Consider the following 17451-nt stretch of genomic DNA (forward strand, 5'->3'; position numbering starts at 1 on the left):
AACACATGCGCCACCCGCAACCGAGTCTGCGTAAACGGTGCGAGGCGATTCTCGGCCGTCTTGAGCTGACGCACCCCTTCTCCCTCGACGCGTTGTGCGACCGGATAGCAGAGCAGCGGGGCCGGCCCATCCGGCTCCACCCGCTGCCCAGGGAAGCGGCCGAGTCGGGGGTGTGCGGACTGTGGGTCGGCACCGCCAGCGTCGACTACGTCTTCTACGAGGCCCAGACCACCCCGCTGCACCAGGAGCACATCGTGCTCCACGAGATCGGCCACATCCTCTTCGGGCACAACTCGCTGGACGCGGGGGAGAGCGGAGGGACCGCCGGGGCCGACGAGGAAGAAGTGCGCGGCCCCGTCCTGCTCGGGCGCACCAACTACACCACCCGCCAGGAGCGGGAGGCGGAGATGCTCGCCAGCATGATCCGCATCCGCACGGCGAACCCCGGACCGCACCACGGCCACGCCGACGAGGCCCGGTCCACCCTGGCCAGGCTGGAGTCCGCGATGGGTTACGAGCGCCAGAGGCGGGGGCGCGGCCGCCATGGCATCTGATCTCACCGCCTTCGGCGACGCGCTCGCCGTCCCCAGCGTCGTCTGCCTCTGGGCGGCGGTCCTGCTGCGCGCCCCCGGAGCGTTGCGCGCACCGCACCAGCGCGGCCTGTGGCTCGCCGTCGCCACCGCCGCCGCGGCGATGACACTGAACCTCCCCGACGTAGTGGCCTACGCCATGAGCCGCGACCCGGGCTACGCCCACACCATCGGGCTGGTCCGCAACCTCATCGGCGTTCTGTCGGCGGGCGCCGTGCTCTACTTCGTGGCCGCCGCGACCCGGGGCCGCCGGCTCCAGATCGCCTCCGGCGTCGGCACCGTGGTCTGGCTGGCCGCACTCGTCGTCCTCGACGGGGCCGCACCGCCGCACGGCACCCACACCATCCCTCCGGTCGGCGCCCCGGTGCCCTCCCTCGCCTACTGGCTGGTGCTGATGTCCGCGCACCTGCTCGCCAACACCGTCTGCGTATCGGTCTGCTTGCGCTACAGCCGCCGCGCCGAGAGCCGCGGACTGGCCGTCGGGCTGCGGCTTTTCGGTCTGGGCACCGCGCTCGCCGGGGTGTTCTGGTTCGTGTACCTCCTCAAGGCACTGTTCGGCGCCACCTGGGCGATGCCCGCCAACCCGCTGCTGATGAACGTGCACGGCCTGCTGCGCGCCGCCGCGATCCTGGTGCCCACGCTGTTCACCCTCCGCGGCACCGCCGCCGACATCGCCACCGCCTGGCGGCTCTGGCCGCTCTGGCGCGACCTGGTCCACGCCGTCCCGCACGTCGCCCTGAACAAGCCGCGTGCCGGGCGGGTACTGGAACTGCTGTGGCCCCCGGTCCCGCGCAACCTGCTCGTCTACCGCAAGGTCATCGAGACCCGCGACGCCATCCTGATCCTGGGGGAGTACGTGGCTCCGGGCGTGCCGGAGCTCGCCCGCGGCCACGTGGCCGGGAACGGTGTCCCCGAACCGGGTCGCCCCGCGGCCGCGCTGGCCTGCGTACTCAAGGAGGCGCGGCAGGCGAAGCTGGCCGGGATCCCGCAACAGCGCGGCGAGGCCGACCTGCTGGAACTCCCCGAGGCCCTCCAGACCTCCGAGGACGGGGACCGCCTGGACGACGAGGCCCGCTTCCTCGTGGACGTCGCGCGGGCCTACGCCTCACCCGCCACGGCCTCCTTCGCCCCCTGAGGCGCCGCAGGACGGCCAACGGCCTCTCAACGGAACACCGCACCCGCCCCGCAAGCACAACCGCCAGGAAGTGAAAGTCTCTTGAGCACCGTACTGATCACAGGGGCCAGCGCCGGACTCGGCGCGGCCTTCGCCCGCGGCTTCGCCGCCAAGGGCTGCGACCTCGTCCTCGTGGCCCGTGACAAGGTCCGTCTCGAAGTCGTCGCCGCCGAGCTGGGCCGCGAATTCGGCGTCGTATGCCAGGTGTTGCCCGCAGACCTGCTCGACCCCGAGGAGCTGGCCGCCGTGGCCGACCGGCTCGCCGACCGGGCCCGGCCCGTCGACATCCTGGTCAACAACGCGGGCTTCGGCCTCCCCGCGCCCTTCCCGTACAACCCGGTCGAGGACGAGGAGCGGATGCTCGACCTGCTGGTCAAGGTCCCGCTCCGGCTCACCCACGCCCTCCTCCCGGGCCTGCGCGAACGCCGCCGCGGCGCGGTCCTCAACGTCTCCTCGGTCGCCGGACTCCTGCCGACCGGGACCTACGGAGCCGCGAAGGCCTGGGTCACCGCCTTCAGCGAGTCGCTGCGCGTGGACATGGAGCCCTACGGGGTGCGCGTGCTCGCGGTGGTCCCCGGCTTCACCCGGACCGAGTTCCAGCAGCGCGCCGGGGCCGACGTCAGCGCCCTGCGCGACGCGGTCTGGCTGGAGCCGGGCGACGTGGTGGCCCGCGCCCTGAAGGACCTGGCCCTGCGCCGCCCGGTGAGCATCACCGGCCTGCGCTACCAGGCCTACGCCCTGGCCGTGCGTCACCTCCCGCGCACCTTCGTGGCCCGCAAAATGGCCCGCAAGCGCCGCCCGCCGGCGGACGCGACGGAGACGTCCTAGTCCCGAGGGGGCACCGGCCGCGGTGCGGGGCGCGTCACTCGGGCCCCGGGCGTCCCGGGAGAACGGAATGGGTCGAACCGGGTGACGGCGGGCATGTCGCGTGGGAGGTTGGACCCCGCCGGAAAAACGACCGAGGGGGACGTATGCCCGGGTACGCGGAGAACGCCGAGGACGCCAAGACCGAACTGAAGGCGTACTGCAAGACGATCAACTTCGATCACGAGTGGATCAGCCCGTCCCAGTGGGCGGCCACGATCCGGATCGCCCAGGACAAGAAGCTGGGCTACAAGGAGGCCTTCAAGACGATCGACACCGACCTCGACGACATGCGCAAGGCGGTGGCGCTGGCGCGGCGCAAGGCCACGCTCGCGGGGGACGCGAGCAATCTGCTCACGGCCGTGAAGTACGACGGCAGCCTCAAGGACAGCCTCGTCGTGAACATCCTGGTGCAGTGCGCCAAGGCGTACGAGGGCGGCGAGCGCGTGAACCTCGGGCTGGGCGGCAGTCCCATGGACGAGGACGTGTTCGGGGAACTGCGGGGCGAGTGGGACGAGGCCGCGGCCCTCGCGGTCGGGGGGATCTTCACGGACTTCGTGAGCCACGACCCCGAGGACAAGGCCGCGCTGGGCAAGGGGTCGGTGGGCGGGACCCTCGCCAAGCGCAAGGTGCAGGGCAACCTGCTGGTGCGGATCGACGGAGTGCGCTTCAACATGCACATCGACATCAAGTAGCGGGCCCCGGCCGCTGTCAGAGCTCGGTGACCTTGCCGCCCACGACTTCGAGGCGCCGGGTCACGTGGACCGCGTCGAGCATCCGGCGGTCGTGGGTGACCAGCAGCAGGGTGCCCTCGTAGGCCTCCAGAGCGGACTCAAGCTGCTCGATCGCCGGAAGGTCGAGGTGGTTCGTGGGCTCGTCCAGCACCAGCAGGTTCACCCCGCGGCCCTGCAGCAGGGCCAGGGCGGCGCGGGTGCGCTCGCCGGGGGAGAGGGTGGCCGCCGGACGGGTCACGTGCGCGGCCTTCAGGCCGAACTTGGCCAGCAGGGTGCGCACTTCGGCCGGTTCGGTGTCGGGCACGGCCGCGCAGAAGGCGTCCAGCAGCGATTCCTCGCCGAGGAACAGGCCGCGGGCCTGGTCGACTTCGCCGACCAGTACGCCCGAGCCGAGCGTGGCGGAGCCGGAGTCCGGGGCCAGGCGCCCGAGGAGCACGGCCAGCAGCGTCGACTTCCCGGCCCCGTTGGCGCCCGTGATCGCGACCCGGTCCGCCCAGTCGATCTGGAGGCTTGCCGGTCCGAACGTGAAGTCCCCGCGCTGGACGGCCGCTTCGCGCAGGGTGGCCACCACCGAGCCGGAGCGCGGCGCCGCCGCGATCTCCATGCGCAGCTCCCACTCCTTGCGCGGCTCGTCGACCACCTCGAGGCGCTCGATCGCGCGCTGCGTCTGGCGGGCCTTGGAGGCCTGCTTCTCGCTCGCGTCGGCGCTGAACTTCCTGGCGGACTTGTCGTTGTCGGTGGACTTGCGCTTGGCGTTCTTGACGCCCTTGTCCATCCAGCCGCGCTGCATCGTGGCCCGGTCCTCCAGGGCGGAGCGCTTGTCGGAGTACTCGTCGTACTCCTCGCGGGCGTGGTTGCGGGCCCGCTCGCGCTCCTCCAGGTAGGCGTCGTAGCCGCCGCCGTAGAGGTTGATCTGCTGCTGCGCCAGGTCCAGTTCGAGGACCTTGGTGACGGTGCGCGTGAGGAACTCGCGGTCGTGGCTGATGACGACGGTGCCGGCGCGCAGCCCCTTCACGAACTGCTCGAGGCGCTCCAGGCCGTCGAGGTCGAGGTCGTTGGTGGGCTCGTCGAGCAGGAAGACGTCGTAGCGGGACAGCAGGAGCGAGGCGAGCCCGGCGCGGGCGGCCTGGCCGCCGGACAGCGCGGCCATCGGCAGGTCGAGGCCGACGGACAGCCCGAGCTCGTCGGCCACCTGCAGGGCCCGCTCGTCGAGGTCGGCGCCGCCGAGGTTCAGCCACCGGTCGAGGGCGTCCGCGTACGCGTCGTCCGAGCCCGGCGTCCCGTCCACGAGGCCCTGCGTCGCCGCGTCGAGCTCGGCCTGGGCGGAGGCCACGCCGGTCCGCCGGGCCAGGAACTCGCGCACCGACTCGCCGGAGCGCCGCTCGGGCTCCTGGGGCAGGTGCCCCACGGCGGCGCCCGGCGGGGAGAGCCGCAGCTCACCGGTCTCGGGAGCGTCCAGACCCGCCAGCATCCGCAGCAGGGTCGACTTCCCGGCGCCGTTGACGCCGACGAGGCCGATGACGTCGCCGGGGGCGACGACGAGGTCGAGATCGGCGAAGAGCGTGCGCTCACCGTGCGCGGCGGTGAGCTTCTTGGCGACGAGGGTTGCAGTCATGATCTGCCGATTCTATCCGCGGCTCCGCCCCAGCGGTCCCGGCCCCGGGCCGGAGGCGGTCAGGTGCCGAGGAGCCGCAGGGCCGCCCACAGCGCCGCCACCGCCGCCGCGAGCGCCGGGACGGTGGTCAGCAGCCCGAGCCGGGTGAAGTCCCGGAGCGTGACCGAGTCCGCGCCGCCGGAGTCCGCCTGCAGGATCCGCCGCCACAGCAGCGTCGCCAGCGATCCGGCATAGGTCAGGTTCGGCCCGATGTTCACCCCGATCAGCACCGCCAGCACCGGCCCCGCACCACCCACCGCCGCCACCGGCAGGAGCGCCAGCACCGCGGGCAGGTTGTTGATCAGGTTGGCCAGTACGGCGGCCACGGCCGCCACCGCGAGCAGCGCCGGCAGCGAATCCCCCGTCGGCACCACCCGGTCCAGGGCGTCCCCGAGCCCGTGGTCCACCACCGCCCGCACCACCACCCCCAGCGCCAGCACGAACAGGCAGAAGGCCGGGGCCGCCGACGCCAGGATCCGCACCGGTGTGGTCTCCCGGCGCCGCAGTGCCCGTACGGCCAGGACGAGCGCGCCCGCGAGGGCCGCCCAGGCGGGGCTCGCCCCGGCGAAGGAGGCGAGGGCGAAGCCGGCCAGGGTCAGCGCGAGCACGCCCGCCGCGAACCGGGGCAGCGGCGCGGGTTCCCCGGCCTCGGGCACGTGCTCCGGGGCTGCGGCCAGATCGGCCCGGAAATAACGGCGGAAGACCGCGTACTCCACCCCGATCGCCGCCAGCCACGGCAGGGCCATCAGCGCCGCGAACCGGGTGAAGGACAGCCCGCTCGCGGCGAAGGCGAGCAGATTGGTGAGGTTGGAGACCGGCAGGAGCAGCGAAGCCGAGTTCGCGAGGTGCGCGGTGGCGTAGACGTGCGGCCGCGGCCGGGCCCCCAGCCGGGCGGCCGTCGCCAGCACCACCGGGGTCAGCAGCACCACCGTCGCGTCCAGGCTGAGCGTGGCCGTGACGACCGAAGCCACGCCGAACACCCCGCCGAGCAGCGCCACCGGTCCGCGCCCCGCCGCGTGCCGGGCCACGGCGGCGCCCGCGGCCCGGAACAGCCCCTCGTCGGCGCAGAGCTGGGCCAGCGCCAGGATCACCGCGAGGAAACCGACCACCGGCAGCAGATCGCGCAGCTGCGCCCAGGCATCGGCGGGCGGCACGACACCGAGTACGACGAGCAGCGCGGCCGCGGGCACGGCGGCGGCGGCCTCCGGCAGGCCGCGCGGGCGCACGACGGCGAAGGCCAGTACGCCGAAGAGCAGGGCGACGGACAGGCAGGTGGCGGCGACGGCGTTCAGGAGGGGCTCCGGAGCGGGGAGGGCGGGGAGGGCGGTGGACGGCGGCACGGCTCGGGCTCGGGTGACCGGGGCGGCGCGTCGGCGGGACCAGGACAGGATCGCACCATGGCCGGATAGGTGGGATGCGCGTCATTGCGGCCATCGGGTGCGGTGTCACACGATGAGGTCATGTCGTTGCGAAATGTGCTCGTCCTGCTCTACGACGGGGTGCAGAGCCTGGACGTCACGGGGCCGGTGGAGGTGTTCTCCGGCGCCGAGCGCCACCCGGGACCGGCGCGGTACGCGATCCGGACGGTCTCCCTGGACGGCGCGCCGGTCCGCACGAACAGCGGGCTGACGCTGGCACCCGACGGGGACCTGGAACGCGAGCGGCCGGGCGCCGGGATGACGCCGCTGGTGCCGGGCGGACAGGACCGGGGGGACTTCGAGCCGAGGCTCACCGATTGGCTGCGCGCGTACGGGGGGCACGCGGAGCGCCTGGTGTCGGTGTGCACGGGCGGGCTGCTGCTGGCCGAGGCCGGCCTGCTGGACGGGCGGCGCGCGACGACGCACTGGTACGTGTGCGAGCGGATGGCCCGGGACTACCCGGCCGTCACCGTCGAACCGGACCCGATCTACGTCCGCGACGGGCCGGTGGCCACCTCGGCCGGGGTCACCGCGGGGATAGACCTCGCGCTCGCTCTGGTGGAGGAGGACCACGGGCGGGAACTGGCGCTGTCGGTCGCCCGGCACCTGGTGGTCTTCCTGCGAAGGCCGGGCAACCAGGCGCAGTTCAGCGCGCAGCTGGCCGCCCAGACGGCTCGGCGGGAGCCGCTGCGGGACGTGCAGCACTGGATCACGGAGCACCCGGGGGAGGACCTGACCGTGGAGGCGCTGGCGGAACGGGCCGCGCTGTCGCCCCGGCACTTCGCGCGGGCCTTCCAGGCGGAGACGGGGGTCACGCCGGGGCGGTACGTGGAGCGGGTGCGGGTCGAGCACGCGCGGCGCTTGCTGGAGGAGGGGGCGGCGGGGGTGGCGCAGATCTCCCGGGCCTGCGGCTACGGCACCCCGGAGGCCCTCCGGCGGGCCTTCGTCAAAACCCTGGGCCAGTCCCCGGCCGAGTACCGCAGACGGTTCGGCGCCCCGCGCTGAGGCGGACCCGACGACCGACGCCCCGACGGCCGGCGCCCCGACGACCGATGCGCCGGCGACCGACGGATGGCAACCGACCACCGACACCCGACCACCGACACCCGACCACCGCTCCGGAGGAGCCATGCAGATCGCCGTACTGCTCTACGACCGCTTCACCGCCCTGGACGCCATCGGCCCCTTCGACACCCTCGGCCGCCTGCCGGGCGCCGAGACCGTCTTCGTCTCCGAGCGGCCCGGTCCCGTCCGCACCGACAACGGGAGCCTCGCCCTCGTCGCCGACAAGGGGCTGGGAGAGGTGACGCGGCCGGACATCGTCGTCGTGCCCGGCGGTCCGCACCCCGAGCTGGAGATGAAGAACCCCGCCGTCCTCGACTGGCTGCGGGCCGTCGACGCCACCACCACCTGGACCACGTCCGTGTGCACCGGCTCGCTGCTGCTCGCCGCCGCGGGCCTGCTCGACGGGCGGCGGGCGACCAGCCACTGGCTGTACCTGGACAAGCTGGCGCCCTTCGGCGTGGAGTCCACCGGCGAACGGGTGGTCTTCGACGGGAAGTACGTGACGGCCGCGGGGGTCTCGTCCGGGATCGACATGGGGCTCACGCTCCTCGGCCGCATCGCCGGGGACGAGGTGGCGCAGACCGTGCAGCTGATGACCGAGTACGACCCGCAGCCGCCCTACGACGCCGGTTCCCCGGACAAGGCTCCGGCCGAACTCGTCGCGAGGCTCCGCGCGTTCACTCCGCCGACGGGGTCCCGGTAGAGGTCGGAGCCGTAGCAGGAGCCGACGTCGGCTCCGCGCTCCAGGTGAAGGAGGGCGCGCGCCGCCCGAGGAAGGCGGCGACGCCCTCCGCCATCTCGCCGCTCCGCGCGGCCTGCTCCGCCCAGTGCGCGTCCCGGTCCGTGCGACCGTCCGCGAACTCCTTCGCCGCAGCCTGGGTGAGCTGCGAGCGGGTGGTCAGGATCCGGGCGAACTCCGCCACCCGCTTGGCCAGTTCGCCGGCCGGGAGCAGCTCGTCCAGGAAGCCGGTGCGCAGCGCCCGGTCGGCGTCGATCAACTCCGCCGAGAAGAGCAGGTACTTGGCGGCAGCCGGTCCCACCAGCGCCGCCAGCCGCCGGGTCGAGGAGGCCGGGTACACGATGCCCAGCTTCGCGGGGGTCACTCCGAAGGAGGCGCCCTCCTCCGCGAAGCGCAGATCGCACGCGGCAGCCAGCTGGCTGCCGCCGCCCACGCAGAAGCCGCGGATCGCGGCGAGCGTGGGCTTGGGGAAGGCGGCCAGGGCCTCCTCCGCCGCGACGGCCAGGGCCTGCGGATCGTCGTCCCCGGTCAGCGAGGAGATGTCCGCCCCCGCGCAGAAGGTCTCACCGGCTCCGGTCAGGACCAGTACCCGTACGGCCGGGTCGGCCGCCAGCCCGGCCAGCAGCTCCGGCAGCCCGCTCCACATCGCCGCCGTCATGGCGTTGCGCTTGGCGGGGTGGGAGATCACGACCGTGGCGACACCGTCGGAGACCGAGGAGAGGAGGGCTGCGCCCGGGGCTGCGTCCATGCGCCGGATGCTATCCCGGACGGTCAAACCTATGATCAAGAGGTCCGGGGTAGCAGGGGAGTCCGTTCGGGGGTGCGAGGAGGTGGCATGTCCATGGGCGCAGACCGTACCGGTGGCCCCCGGGAGAACCAGGCCGGCAAGAAGGCCGACAAGAAGCAGGTCAGCCGCAGCTTCGGAGTGATGGCCCTGCTCGGGGTGCTGTTGGTGCTGGCCGGGCTGGTGGGCCTCGTCTACACCGGCGTCGCCACCCTGACCACCATGTTCCTCTTCGGCTGGCTGCTGCTCGCCGGTGGAGTGGTGGGGCTGCTCCAGGCCTTCCAGTCGCGCAAGAGCAACTACTTCTGGCTCGCCGTCATCGTTGCCGCCATCAACATGGCGGCCGGTTTCGTGATCCTGCGCCGCCCGGAGGCGAGCGCCGAGGCGCTGACGATGTTCGCCGCGCTGCTGTTCCTCACCGGAGGTGTCTTCCGGCTGGCCGGCGCCCTCGTGGTGCGCGGCGCGCACTTCGGGCTGACCCTGGTCCAGGGCGCCTTCGGGATCTTGCTGGGCCTCCTGATCCTCTCCAACTGGCCCGGCAGCAGTCTGTACGTGATCGGAACCTTCTTCTCCCTCGCGCTGCTCTTCGACGGCCTCAGCCTGGTCGCGCTGGGCATGGGGGCGCGCCGGATCCTGGGTCTGGTCAAGGACGGGGACGAGCCCGCGACGAGGGACGGGGCGACGGCCGGGGCGACCGCGGCGGTCGCCAATGCAGGCGAGCCGGACAAGGTGCGCGAGGCGGCCGAGAAGCGTCGTTCGGAAGATCAGGAACAGTCGAACAACTGACTCTGTCATACGCCAACGGTCAGAAAGTGTCCGAATCACGCTGACTTCTGGTCAGCGGTCCGGTCCGGACCGGTCTGGTCCCCACTCTTGACCTGTGGAGACGATCGAGCGTGAAGACGGGGGCCGGGAGATGGATGTCAGCGGGAACGTCCCGCCAGTCAGGGGGGGTGAGCCGGAGGCTCCGGCCGCCCCCCTCGCGTACGAGGGAGTGTGGCGATTCACCGCTCCCGCTCTAGAAGAATCCGTTCCGCAGGCTCGCCGGGCGGTCCGTGACCTGCTCGGACGTCAGGGGGTGCCGGCCGATCAGGACCTGGTCTACTCCCTGCTGCTGATCATCTCCGAGCTGGTGACGAACTCGGTCCGGCACGCGGCCCTGCTCTCGCCGGAGGTGGCGGTCGAAGTCGCCATCGGCCGCGAGTGGGTACGAGTGGCCGTCGAGGACAACCACCCGTACCGGCCCAAGGCGCTGGAGGCAGCGGATTTCGGCCAGACCGGCGGCCGGGGGCTCCTGCTCGTCAGGGAGATCACCCTGGGGGCCGGCGGGGTCTGCGACGTCGAGCACACCTCGACGGGCGGCAAGGTGATCTGGGCGGCCCTGCCGCTCACCGGGCCCGCCGTCCCGGCACCCGCCGCACAGCCGGTCCCGGCGAGCTGAACGGGGCCGGCGAACCGGGGCCGCCGACCCGGGGCCGAGGCCGCCGACCCGAGGCCGCAGGCCCACAGGCTAGGGGTCGGTCAGGTGCTACCAGCCCGCCGCGTCGCCCGTCAGCTCGCGGATCGCCGGCCGGGCCGCGTCCAGCACCGTCATGAACCAGGCCGAGAACGGCTCCGCGGCGTTGCGGTCCACCAGCTCCTCGGCGGTCACGTACGCGGTGTCCGCGATCTCGTCCGGGTCCGGCCGCAAGGTCGACTGCGCGAGTCCCACGAACAGGTGGTTGTACTCCTGCTCGACCAGCCCCGACGCCGGGTCCGGATGGTTGTAGCGCACGGTCCCCGCCTCCGCGAGCAGGGAGGGCGACAGCCCCAGCTCCTCGTGGGTCCGACGGGCCGCCGCCGCGAACGGCGACTCCCCGGGGTAGGGGTGACCGCAACACGTGTTCGACCAGACTCCGGGGGAGTGGTACTTCCCGAGGGCGCGCTGCTGGAGCAGCAGACGGCCCTTCTCGTCGAAGAGGAACACCGAGAACGCCCGGTGCAACAGACCGGGCGCCTGATGGGCGGAGAGCTTCTCCGCCGTGCCGATGGTGTTGCCGGACTCGTCGACCAGCTCGAGCATGATCGGTTCTTGAGCGCCGGTGCCGGTGGACGCGCTGTTCGCGGCGGTGGCTGGTGTGGTCGGCATACCCATCCTTCGCTTCGGACTTCGACCTTCAGTCTGCCGTACAAAAGAGGTTTGTCCCCACTTCGGCGATCCGCGCATGTCCGCCCCCCGTCGCGTGATAAGCGGCGGGGGCCGGATCATTCGCGCGGATCAGGCTCGGACCCGTGCGCCGATCCGGCCGGGCGTCAGATTCCGAACGGGGCCGGGTACGCGATGGTCCCCGCCGGGACCGGCACGGAATCGTCCAGCACCAGCGCCATCATCGCCTCGTCGGGCACCTCGAAGGGCGCCCGGATTCCGAAGTGCGAAGCCGGTGCGAAACCGAAGCGCGCGTAGTACGCGGGATGCCCGAGGACCAGTACGAGCGACTCCCCTCGCTCCCCGGCCGCCGCGAGCAGCGCCCGTACGACCGCGCTGCCGGCGCCCGAGCGCTGGAGCGCGGGGGCGGCGGCCACCGGAGCGAGCGCGAGCGCGGGGACCCCGTCCACCTCGCACCGGGTCAGCAGGGCGTGCGCCGCGACCGACCCGTCGGGGCCCTCGGCCACGTAGGAGAGGCCGGGCAGCCAGGAGTCGTCCGCCCGCAGCGCGTCCACGAGGTCCGCCTCGGCGGGGGTACCGAAGGCGGCCGAGTTCAGCGCGTGCACGGCGGCCCTGTCCGCCGCGGTCTCCGGCCGGGTGGGCCAGGAACCGTCGTCCTCGGCCGTGGCCGGGCGCAGGACGTAGGCCGTGTACCCGTACTCGTGCCCGTGCCGCTCCCGTACGCCGAGCTCCCCGCGGACGAAGGCCAGCGCGGCCGCGGCCTGCGGCCCGGAGGGCTCCGGGGCCGCGGCCACCCGCTCGCCGAGGGGACCGTAGTACTCGGCCCAGTCGGAGTCGGGCTGCCGGTGGACGCCGAGCACCTGGTACCCGGCGGCCTGGACGGCGGCGAGGTTGCGGGCCGTGGAGCGCAGCGCGTAGTGCGGGTCCCAGAAGGCGCGGGCCCCGGCGGAGGGCTCCGGGACGGTCCATTCGCATTCGCTCAGCACGAGGGTGCCGCCGGGCGCGAGGAGCCGCTTCCAGCGCGCGAGCGCGCCCGCGAAGCCGATGTTGTAGGCCGAGCCCTCGGCCCAGAGGAGGTCGAAGGAACCATCCGGATAGGGGAGGTCGCCCATGTCCGCCTTGACGGCGTGCACGCGCTCCGCGAGCCCGCGGGCCGCGGCTGCGGTGCGGAGCTCGTCGAGGAATCCGTCGTTCAGGTCGACGGCGGTGACGTCGGCCCCCCGCTCGCCCGCTTCCGCGGCGAGCAGCAGGGCGCTCGCGCCCGGACCGCAGCCGAGATCGAGGACGCGCGGCCGCTCGGGCAGCGGTCCGCACAGGGACAGCAGGTGGCGGGTGGTCGCCTCGGAGCCGGGGGACTGCCGGGGCAGTCCGCGGTGCAGCTCGATGAACGCCTCGAAGAAGAGGTCGTCGTCGAAGAGGTCGTCGATGTGGGTGGTGCTGGTGGGGGTGGTGCTGATGTTGTCGGTCAACGTGAACCCTTGAACGAGGGCCCCGGCCGACGAGCCGATCGGTGTGATCAGGCCCGGCCGGATGCCCGGAAGGAAGTGGGGATGCACCGGAGTTCGTCGCTGCCCATGGCCGCGACCTCTACGACGGTCATCAACCCACCTCTTCCTCGTTCGTTGTCCCACATGGGGCGCATATTGCACGGATGGACGCATTTGCGGGATTCGCATACGTCTGCGATCAGGCTAACACCCGGACGGTTTGAGTCCCCCGGAGTTCTCGTCAATGATGATCAGGCCGGGGCCCGTGGCCCCGGGATATTCGGCTTATCGGGGCGTAAACAGGCGGTGAACCCCTGCTTCCGTTCATCCGATAGCCTCTGCCGACGTGCGGCCGCCCCACCTGGTGCGTCCTGGCGCACGTCCCGTTTCGTGTGTTCGCGCAAGGAGTGAGTTCGTCTGCCGACCGTCATCCTTACCGGCCTGCCGGTCCCCGGATCGCCGCTCGCCGACGAGTTGCGCTCCCTCGGCTTCGACGTCCGGCCCGCGGCCACCCCGCAGGACACCGCTGCCGCGCTGGCCCTCGTACCCGCCGACCAGCGGGTGGCCCTCGTGGACGCCGGGTTCGTCGGGCACGCGCACACGCTGCGGCTCGCGCTGACCGATCCGCGGTTCGACGCCTGCGCCGTCACCGGGGCCTTCGCGGTCCAGCCGGGTGCCCGCGCGGCGCTCGACCGGGCGGCGGCCCTCGCCGCGAGCCCGACCCCGAGCCCGACCTCGACTCCGACCCCGCCCACGGCCGGCCCGTACCCCGACCGGCTCGCCGCCGAGGTCGAGGCCGACGGCACCGCCGTCCAGCGCCCCGAGCTCGGCACCCTCGTCGCAGCCGTCCCCGCGAGCGCCGCCGAGCGCGACGCGGCGACCGCGGCAGTGGCCGCCGTGGACGGCGAGGCCGTCCGGCTGCGCACCGCCGTGAAGTCCCGCGACGGGTTCTTCACCACCTTCTTCATCAGCCCGTACTCGCGCTACATCGCCCGCTGGTGCGCGCGCCGGGGGCTGACCCCGAACCAGATCACCACCGCCTCCCTGATCACCGCCCTGATCGCGGCCGGCTGCGCCGCGACCGGCGAGCGCGGGGGCTACGTCGCCGCCGGTGTGCTGCTCCTCGTCTCCTTCGTACTGGACTGCGTCGACGGGCAGGTCGCCCGCTACGCGCTCCAGTACTCGACGATGGGCGCCTGGCTCGACGCCACCTTCGACCGCGCGAAGGAGTACTCCTTCTACGCGGGCCTCGCGCTCGGCGCGGCCAGGAACGGCGACGACGTCTGGGCCCTGGCCCTCGGCGCCATGATCCTCATGACCTGCCGCCACGTCGTGGACTTCGCCTTCAACGAGGCCAACCACGACGCCACGGCCAATACGAGCCCCACCGCGGCCCTCTCCGGCAGGCTCGACAGCGTCGGCTGGACGGTCTGGGTCCGTCGGATGATCATCCTGCCGATTGGTGAGCGCTGGGCCATGATCGCCGTGCTGACCGCCGCGACCAGCCCCCGGATCGTCTTCTACGCCCTCCTCGTCGGCTGTGCCTTCGGCGCGCTCTACACCACCGCCGGCCGGGTCCTGCGCTCGCTGACCCGCAAGGCTCGGCGGACCGACCGGGCCGCCCAGGCGCTGGCCGACCTCGCCGACTCGGGTCCCGTCGCCGAGCTCGCGAGCCGCGTCGTGGGCCGGATGGCCCCCGGCGCCGGGATCGCCGCGGCCGTGATCGGCTCGGGGGCCCTGCTGTGGGCGGCCTGGGCGTACGAGTTCGGCGCCCGCCAGGTGGTCGTCGCAGCCGTCTTCTACGCCGTCCTCGCCGGCGCGGCCGTGGCCCGCCCCCTCAAGGGCGCCCTCGACTGGCTCGTCCCGCCCGTCTTCCGGGCGGCCGAATACACCACGGTGCTGATCCTCGCCTCGAAGGCGGACGTACCCGGGGCCCTTCCGGCGGCATTCGGACTGGTCGCGGCGGTCGCCTACCATCACTACGACACGGTGTACCGCATCCGCGGTGGCACCGGCGCGCCCCCGCACTGGCTGGTGCGGACGACCGGCGGGCACGAGGGCCGGGTCCTGCTGACCACGGTCCTGGCCTCGGTCCTGGCATCGCGCGCCACCGACTTCCCCGTCGCGCTCACGGCCCTGGCCGTGTTCGTGGCACTCGTGGTGCTCGTGGAGAGCATCCGCTTCTGGGTTTCCTCCGGGGCACCCGCCGTACATGATGAAGGAGAACCAGCATGATCGGCCTCGTCCTCGCTGCCGGTGCCGGACGCCGTCTGCGTCCCTACACCGACACCCTGCCCAAGGCCCTCGTACCCGTCGGCCCCGAAGGCGACGAGGAGAGCCTCACGGTCCTCGACCTGACCCTCGGCAACTTCGCCGAGGTGGGCCTCACCGAGGTCGCCATCGTCGTCGGCTACCGCAAGGAAGCCGTGTACGAGCGCCGGGAGGCCCTGGAGGCCAAGTACGGGGTCAAGATCACGCTGATCGACAACGACAAGGCCGAGGAGTGGAACAACGCCTACTCCCTGTGGTGCGCGCGTGACGTCCTCAAGCAGGGTGTGATCCTCGCCAACGGCGACACCGTCCACCCGGTCTCCGTGGAGAAGACCCTGCTTGCCGCCCGCGGCCAGGGCCAGAAGATCATCCTCGCCCTCGACACGGTCAAGCACCTCGACGAGGAGGAGATGAAGGTCATCACCGCCGAGGGCAAGGGCGTCCAGCGGATCACCAAGCTGATGGACCCCGCCACCGCAACCGGCGAGTACATCGGCGTCACCCTCATCGAGCCGGAGGCCGCCGAGGCGCTGGCCGAGGCCCTGAAGACCACCTTCGAGCGCGACCCCGACCTCTACTACGAGGACGGCTACCAGCAGCTCGTCAACGACGGCTTCACGATCGACGTGGCCCCCATCGGCGACGTCAAGTGGGTCGAGATCGACAACCACGACGACCTCGCCAAGGGCCGGACGATCGCATGCCTGTACTGACGCGGCTGATCCCCTCGCCTGTTGTCGTCGACATCAGCCGGGGGGCGATGGACGATCTGGCCGGCCTCCTGGCCGACCAGCGCGTCTCCGCGTCCGGAAAGCTCGCCATCGCGATCAGCGGAGGCTCCGGCGCGGTGCTGCGCGCCAAGCTGGAGCCCGTGCTGCCGCACGCCGACTGGTACGCCGTCGTCGACGGGACCATCGACTCCGCGGTCAAGCTCGCCGACGACATAAAGGGCCGCCGCTACGACGCCGTCGTGGGCCTGGGCGGGGGCAAGATCATCGACGTGGCGAAGTACGCCGCGGCGCGGGTCGGGCTGCCCATGGTGGCCGTCGCCACCAACCTCTCCCACGACGGCATCTGCTCCCCGGTGTCCATCCTGGACAACGACAACGGCCGCGGCTCCTACGGAGTCCCCATGCCGATCGCGATGGTCGTCGACCTCGACGTCATCCGGGAGGCCCCGGTCCGGTTCATCCGCGCCGGCGTCGGCGACGCGATCTCCAACATCTCGGCCATCGCCGACTGGGAGCTCTCGCACAAGGTCACCGGCGAGCCCGTCGACGGCCTGGCCGCCGCCATGGCCCGTACCGCGGGCGAGTCCGTACTGCGCCACCCCGGCGGATGCGGCGACGACGAGTTCCTCACCGTGCTCTCCGAGGCGCTCGTGCTCTCCGGCATCGCGATGGCGATCAGCGGGGACACCCGCCCGTCGTCCGGCGCCTGCCACGAGATCAGCCACGCCTTCGACCTGCTCTACCCGGGGCGCTCCGCGCTCCACGGCGAGCAGGTCGGCATCGGAGCGGCCTTCGCGATGCACCTGCGGGGAGCCGCCCAGCAGTCCGGGCTCTTCGTCGAGGTGCTGCGGCGCCACGGCCTGCCCGTGCGGCCCGAGGAGATCGGGTTCAGCGTCGACGAGTTCGTCACGGCCGTGGAGTACGCACCCCAGACCCGTCCGGGACGCTTCACGATCCTGGAGCACCTCAACCTGTCCGCAGCCGAGATCAGGGACGCATACGCCGACTATGCCCAGACCATCCGTAGCTGAACTCCGGCCCGTCGTTCACCCGCCGGGCGTCAAGGACCGGCGCAGTGGCGAGCACTGGGGCGGACGCCTCTACATGCGCGAGATCTCCCTGCGCATCACCCGGGTCATGGTGGGCACCAAGGTCACGCCCAACCAGCTGACCTACCTGATGACCCTCGCCGGTGTCCTCGCCGCGCCGGCCCTGCTGGTGCCCGGCGTCTGGGGCGCCGTGCTCGGCCTGGTCATGGTCCAGCTCTACCTGCTGCTCGACTGCGTCGACGGCGAAGTGGCCCGCTGGAAGAAGCAGTACTCGCTCTCCGGCGTGTACATGGACCGGGTCGGCGCCTACCTGTGCGACGCCGCGGTCCTGGTCGGCTTCGGCCTGCGCGCCAGCGACCTGTGGGGCACCGGGCGGATCGACTGGCTGTGGGCCTTCCTCGGCACCCTGGCCGCGCTCGGCGCGATCCTGATCAAGGCCGAGACCGACCTGGTCGGCGTCGCCCGCCACCAGACCGGCAAGCCCCCGGTCCAGGAGTCGGCCGCCGAGCCGCGCTCCTCCGGCATGGCGCTCGCCCGCCGGGCCGCCGCCGCGCTCAAGTTCCACCGCCTCGTCCTCGGCATCGAGGCGTCGATGCTCATCGTGCTCCTGGCCGTCCTGGACCAGGTCCGCGGCGACCTGTACTTCTCGCGACTGGGCGTCGCCGTGCTGGCGGGCATCGCGCTGCTCCAGACCGTGCTGCACCTGGTGTCGATCATGGCCTCCAGCAGGCTCAAGTGACGACGC

17 protein-coding genes are annotated in these 17451 nt (G+C 72.5%); 12 read left to right on the forward strand and 5 right to left on the reverse strand.

The features are described 5' to 3' along the window. The first annotated feature begins 5 nt into the window (after positions 1–5). The 4 genes from AC3IYJ_RS33120 (at position 6) to AC3IYJ_RS33135 (ending at position 3323) form a co-directional block, all read left to right on the forward strand. Positions 6–554 carry a hypothetical protein gene (locus tag AC3IYJ_RS33120; RefSeq protein ID WP_489398180.1) on the forward strand — a complete coding sequence of 183 codons (549 nt, stop codon included), beginning with the start codon at positions 6–8 and terminating at the stop codon, positions 552–554. Then, a complete protein-coding gene (locus AC3IYJ_RS33125) occupies positions 544–1725 on the forward strand; it encodes an MAB_1171c family putative transporter (protein ID WP_489398181.1) in 1182 nt (393 codons plus the stop codon). Before AC3IYJ_RS33120 ends, AC3IYJ_RS33125 begins: the two co-directional genes overlap by 11 nt. 81 nt (positions 1726–1806) lie before the next feature. Next, positions 1807–2592 carry an SDR family NAD(P)-dependent oxidoreductase gene (locus AC3IYJ_RS33130; protein ID WP_489398182.1) on the forward strand — a complete coding sequence of 262 codons (786 nt, stop codon included), beginning with the start codon at positions 1807–1809 and terminating at the stop codon, positions 2590–2592. Positions 2593–2735: 143 nt separating this feature from the next. After that, positions 2736–3323 (forward strand): hypothetical protein, encoded by a 588-nt coding sequence (locus AC3IYJ_RS33135; RefSeq protein ID WP_489398183.1) that lies wholly within the window; start codon positions 2736–2738, stop codon positions 3321–3323. 16 nt (positions 3324–3339) lie between these two features. On the opposite strand, the gene AC3IYJ_RS33140 is transcribed toward AC3IYJ_RS33135, so the two are convergent. Both AC3IYJ_RS33140 and AC3IYJ_RS33145 read right to left on the reverse strand, forming a co-directional pair. After that, positions 3340–4977: an ABC-F family ATP-binding cassette domain-containing protein gene (locus AC3IYJ_RS33140; RefSeq protein WP_489398184.1), complete on the reverse strand. Its 1638-nt coding sequence runs from the start codon at positions 4975–4977 to the stop codon at positions 3340–3342. A gap of 59 nt (positions 4978–5036) precedes the next feature. Then, positions 5037–6308 (reverse strand): SLC13 family permease, encoded by a 1272-nt coding sequence (locus AC3IYJ_RS33145; RefSeq protein WP_489403008.1) that lies wholly within the window; start codon positions 6306–6308, stop codon positions 5037–5039. 168 nt (positions 6309–6476) lie between these two features. On the opposite strand from AC3IYJ_RS33145, the gene AC3IYJ_RS33150 reads away from it, so the two are divergent. Beyond that, on the forward strand, positions 6477–7439 hold the full coding sequence (locus AC3IYJ_RS33150) for a GlxA family transcriptional regulator (protein WP_489398185.1): 963 nt from the start codon (positions 6477–6479) through the stop codon (positions 7437–7439). Positions 7440–7563: 124 nt separating this feature from the next. Further along, complete coding sequence (locus tag AC3IYJ_RS33155) at positions 7564–8202, forward strand: DJ-1/PfpI family protein (protein WP_489398186.1); 639 nt, start codon at positions 7564–7566, stop codon at positions 8200–8202. On the opposite strand, the gene AC3IYJ_RS33160 is transcribed toward AC3IYJ_RS33155, so the two are convergent. Further along, positions 8177–8986 (reverse strand): enoyl-CoA hydratase/isomerase family protein, encoded by an 810-nt coding sequence (locus tag AC3IYJ_RS33160; protein WP_489398187.1) that lies wholly within the window; start codon positions 8984–8986, stop codon positions 8177–8179. The genes AC3IYJ_RS33155 and AC3IYJ_RS33160 overlap by 26 nt on opposite strands. Before the next feature lie 180 nt (positions 8987–9166). Here AC3IYJ_RS33160 and AC3IYJ_RS33165 point away from each other — a divergent pair, with 180 nt between their 5' ends. Both AC3IYJ_RS33165 and AC3IYJ_RS33170 read left to right on the forward strand, forming a co-directional pair. Then, on the forward strand, positions 9167–9808 hold the full coding sequence (locus AC3IYJ_RS33165; protein WP_489403009.1) for an HdeD family acid-resistance protein: 642 nt from the start codon (positions 9167–9169) through the stop codon (positions 9806–9808). 130 nt (positions 9809–9938) lie between these two features. Then, the gene (locus AC3IYJ_RS33170; RefSeq protein ID WP_489403010.1) at positions 9939–10463 is read left to right on the forward strand and encodes an ATP-binding protein; all 525 of its coding nucleotides are present in this window, start codon (positions 9939–9941) and stop codon (positions 10461–10463) included. A gap of 87 nt (positions 10464–10550) precedes the next feature. Here AC3IYJ_RS33170 and idi read toward each other — a convergent pair whose 3' ends face one another. Both idi and AC3IYJ_RS33180 read right to left on the reverse strand, forming a co-directional pair. Further along, a complete protein-coding gene (idi, locus tag AC3IYJ_RS33175) occupies positions 10551–11150 on the reverse strand; it encodes an isopentenyl-diphosphate Delta-isomerase (protein WP_489398188.1) in 600 nt (199 codons plus the stop codon). A gap of 164 nt (positions 11151–11314) precedes the next feature. Next, complete coding sequence (locus AC3IYJ_RS33180) at positions 11315–12553, reverse strand: bifunctional class I SAM-dependent methyltransferase/N-acetyltransferase (protein WP_489403011.1); 1239 nt, start codon at positions 12551–12553, stop codon at positions 11315–11317. A gap of 519 nt (positions 12554–13072) precedes the next feature. Here AC3IYJ_RS33180 and AC3IYJ_RS33185 point away from each other — a divergent pair. Genes AC3IYJ_RS33185 through AC3IYJ_RS33200 form a run of 4 tightly spaced genes read left to right on the forward strand, consistent with a single transcriptional unit; the run spans position 13073 to position 17445 of the window. Then, entirely contained in the window at positions 13073–14890 is a 1818-nt protein-coding gene (locus AC3IYJ_RS33185; protein WP_489403012.1) for a DUF5941 domain-containing protein, read from the forward strand. Beyond that, positions 14887–15639, forward strand: coding sequence for a phosphocholine cytidylyltransferase family protein (locus tag AC3IYJ_RS33190; protein ID WP_489398189.1), 753 nt, complete (start codon positions 14887–14889; stop codon positions 15637–15639). The genes AC3IYJ_RS33185 and AC3IYJ_RS33190 overlap by 4 nt, the downstream gene beginning before the upstream one ends. Next, positions 15627–16688 carry an iron-containing alcohol dehydrogenase family protein gene (locus tag AC3IYJ_RS33195; RefSeq protein WP_489398190.1) on the forward strand — a complete coding sequence of 354 codons (1062 nt, stop codon included), beginning with the start codon at positions 15627–15629 and terminating at the stop codon, positions 16686–16688. Before AC3IYJ_RS33190 ends, AC3IYJ_RS33195 begins: the two co-directional genes overlap by 13 nt. Next, a complete protein-coding gene (locus AC3IYJ_RS33200; RefSeq protein ID WP_489398191.1) occupies positions 16666–17445 on the forward strand; it encodes a CDP-alcohol phosphatidyltransferase family protein in 780 nt (259 codons plus the stop codon). The genes AC3IYJ_RS33195 and AC3IYJ_RS33200 overlap by 23 nt, the downstream gene beginning before the upstream one ends. Positions 17446–17451 lie beyond the last annotated feature (6 nt).

Source organism: Streptomyces sp. GL_140 (genome assembly GCF_057834465.1).

Coding starts and splice junctions, on each gene's coding strand:
- AC3IYJ_RS33120 (WP_489398180.1), top strand. CDS start 6: ATGCGCCACCCGCAACCGAGTCTGCGTAAACGGTGCGAGGCGATTCTC.
- AC3IYJ_RS33125 (WP_489398181.1), top strand. CDS start 544: ATGGCATCTGATCTCACCGCCTTCGGCGACGCGCTCGCCGTCCCCAGC.
- AC3IYJ_RS33135 (WP_489398183.1), top strand. CDS start 2,736: ATGCCCGGGTACGCGGAGAACGCCGAGGACGCCAAGACCGAACTGAAG.
- AC3IYJ_RS33140 (WP_489398184.1), bottom strand. CDS start 4,977: ATGACTGCAACCCTCGTCGCCAAGAAGCTCACCGCCGCGCACGGTGAG.
- AC3IYJ_RS33150 (WP_489398185.1), top strand. CDS start 6,477: ATGTCGTTGCGAAATGTGCTCGTCCTGCTCTACGACGGGGTGCAGAGC.
- AC3IYJ_RS33155 (WP_489398186.1), top strand. CDS start 7,564: ATGCAGATCGCCGTACTGCTCTACGACCGCTTCACCGCCCTGGACGCC.
- AC3IYJ_RS33160 (WP_489398187.1), bottom strand. CDS start 8,986: ATGGACGCAGCCCCGGGCGCAGCCCTCCTCTCCTCGGTCTCCGACGGT.
- AC3IYJ_RS33165 (WP_489403009.1), top strand. CDS start 9,167: ATGGCCCTGCTCGGGGTGCTGTTGGTGCTGGCCGGGCTGGTGGGCCTC.
- AC3IYJ_RS33170 (WP_489403010.1), top strand. CDS start 9,939: ATGGATGTCAGCGGGAACGTCCCGCCAGTCAGGGGGGGTGAGCCGGAG.
- idi (WP_489398188.1), bottom strand. CDS start 11,150: ATGCCGACCACACCAGCCACCGCCGCGAACAGCGCGTCCACCGGCACC.
- AC3IYJ_RS33190 (WP_489398189.1), top strand. CDS start 14,887: ATGATCGGCCTCGTCCTCGCTGCCGGTGCCGGACGCCGTCTGCGTCCC.
- AC3IYJ_RS33195 (WP_489398190.1), top strand. CDS start 15,627: ATGCCTGTACTGACGCGGCTGATCCCCTCGCCTGTTGTCGTCGACATC.
- AC3IYJ_RS33200 (WP_489398191.1), top strand. CDS start 16,666: ATGCCCAGACCATCCGTAGCTGAACTCCGGCCCGTCGTTCACCCGCCG.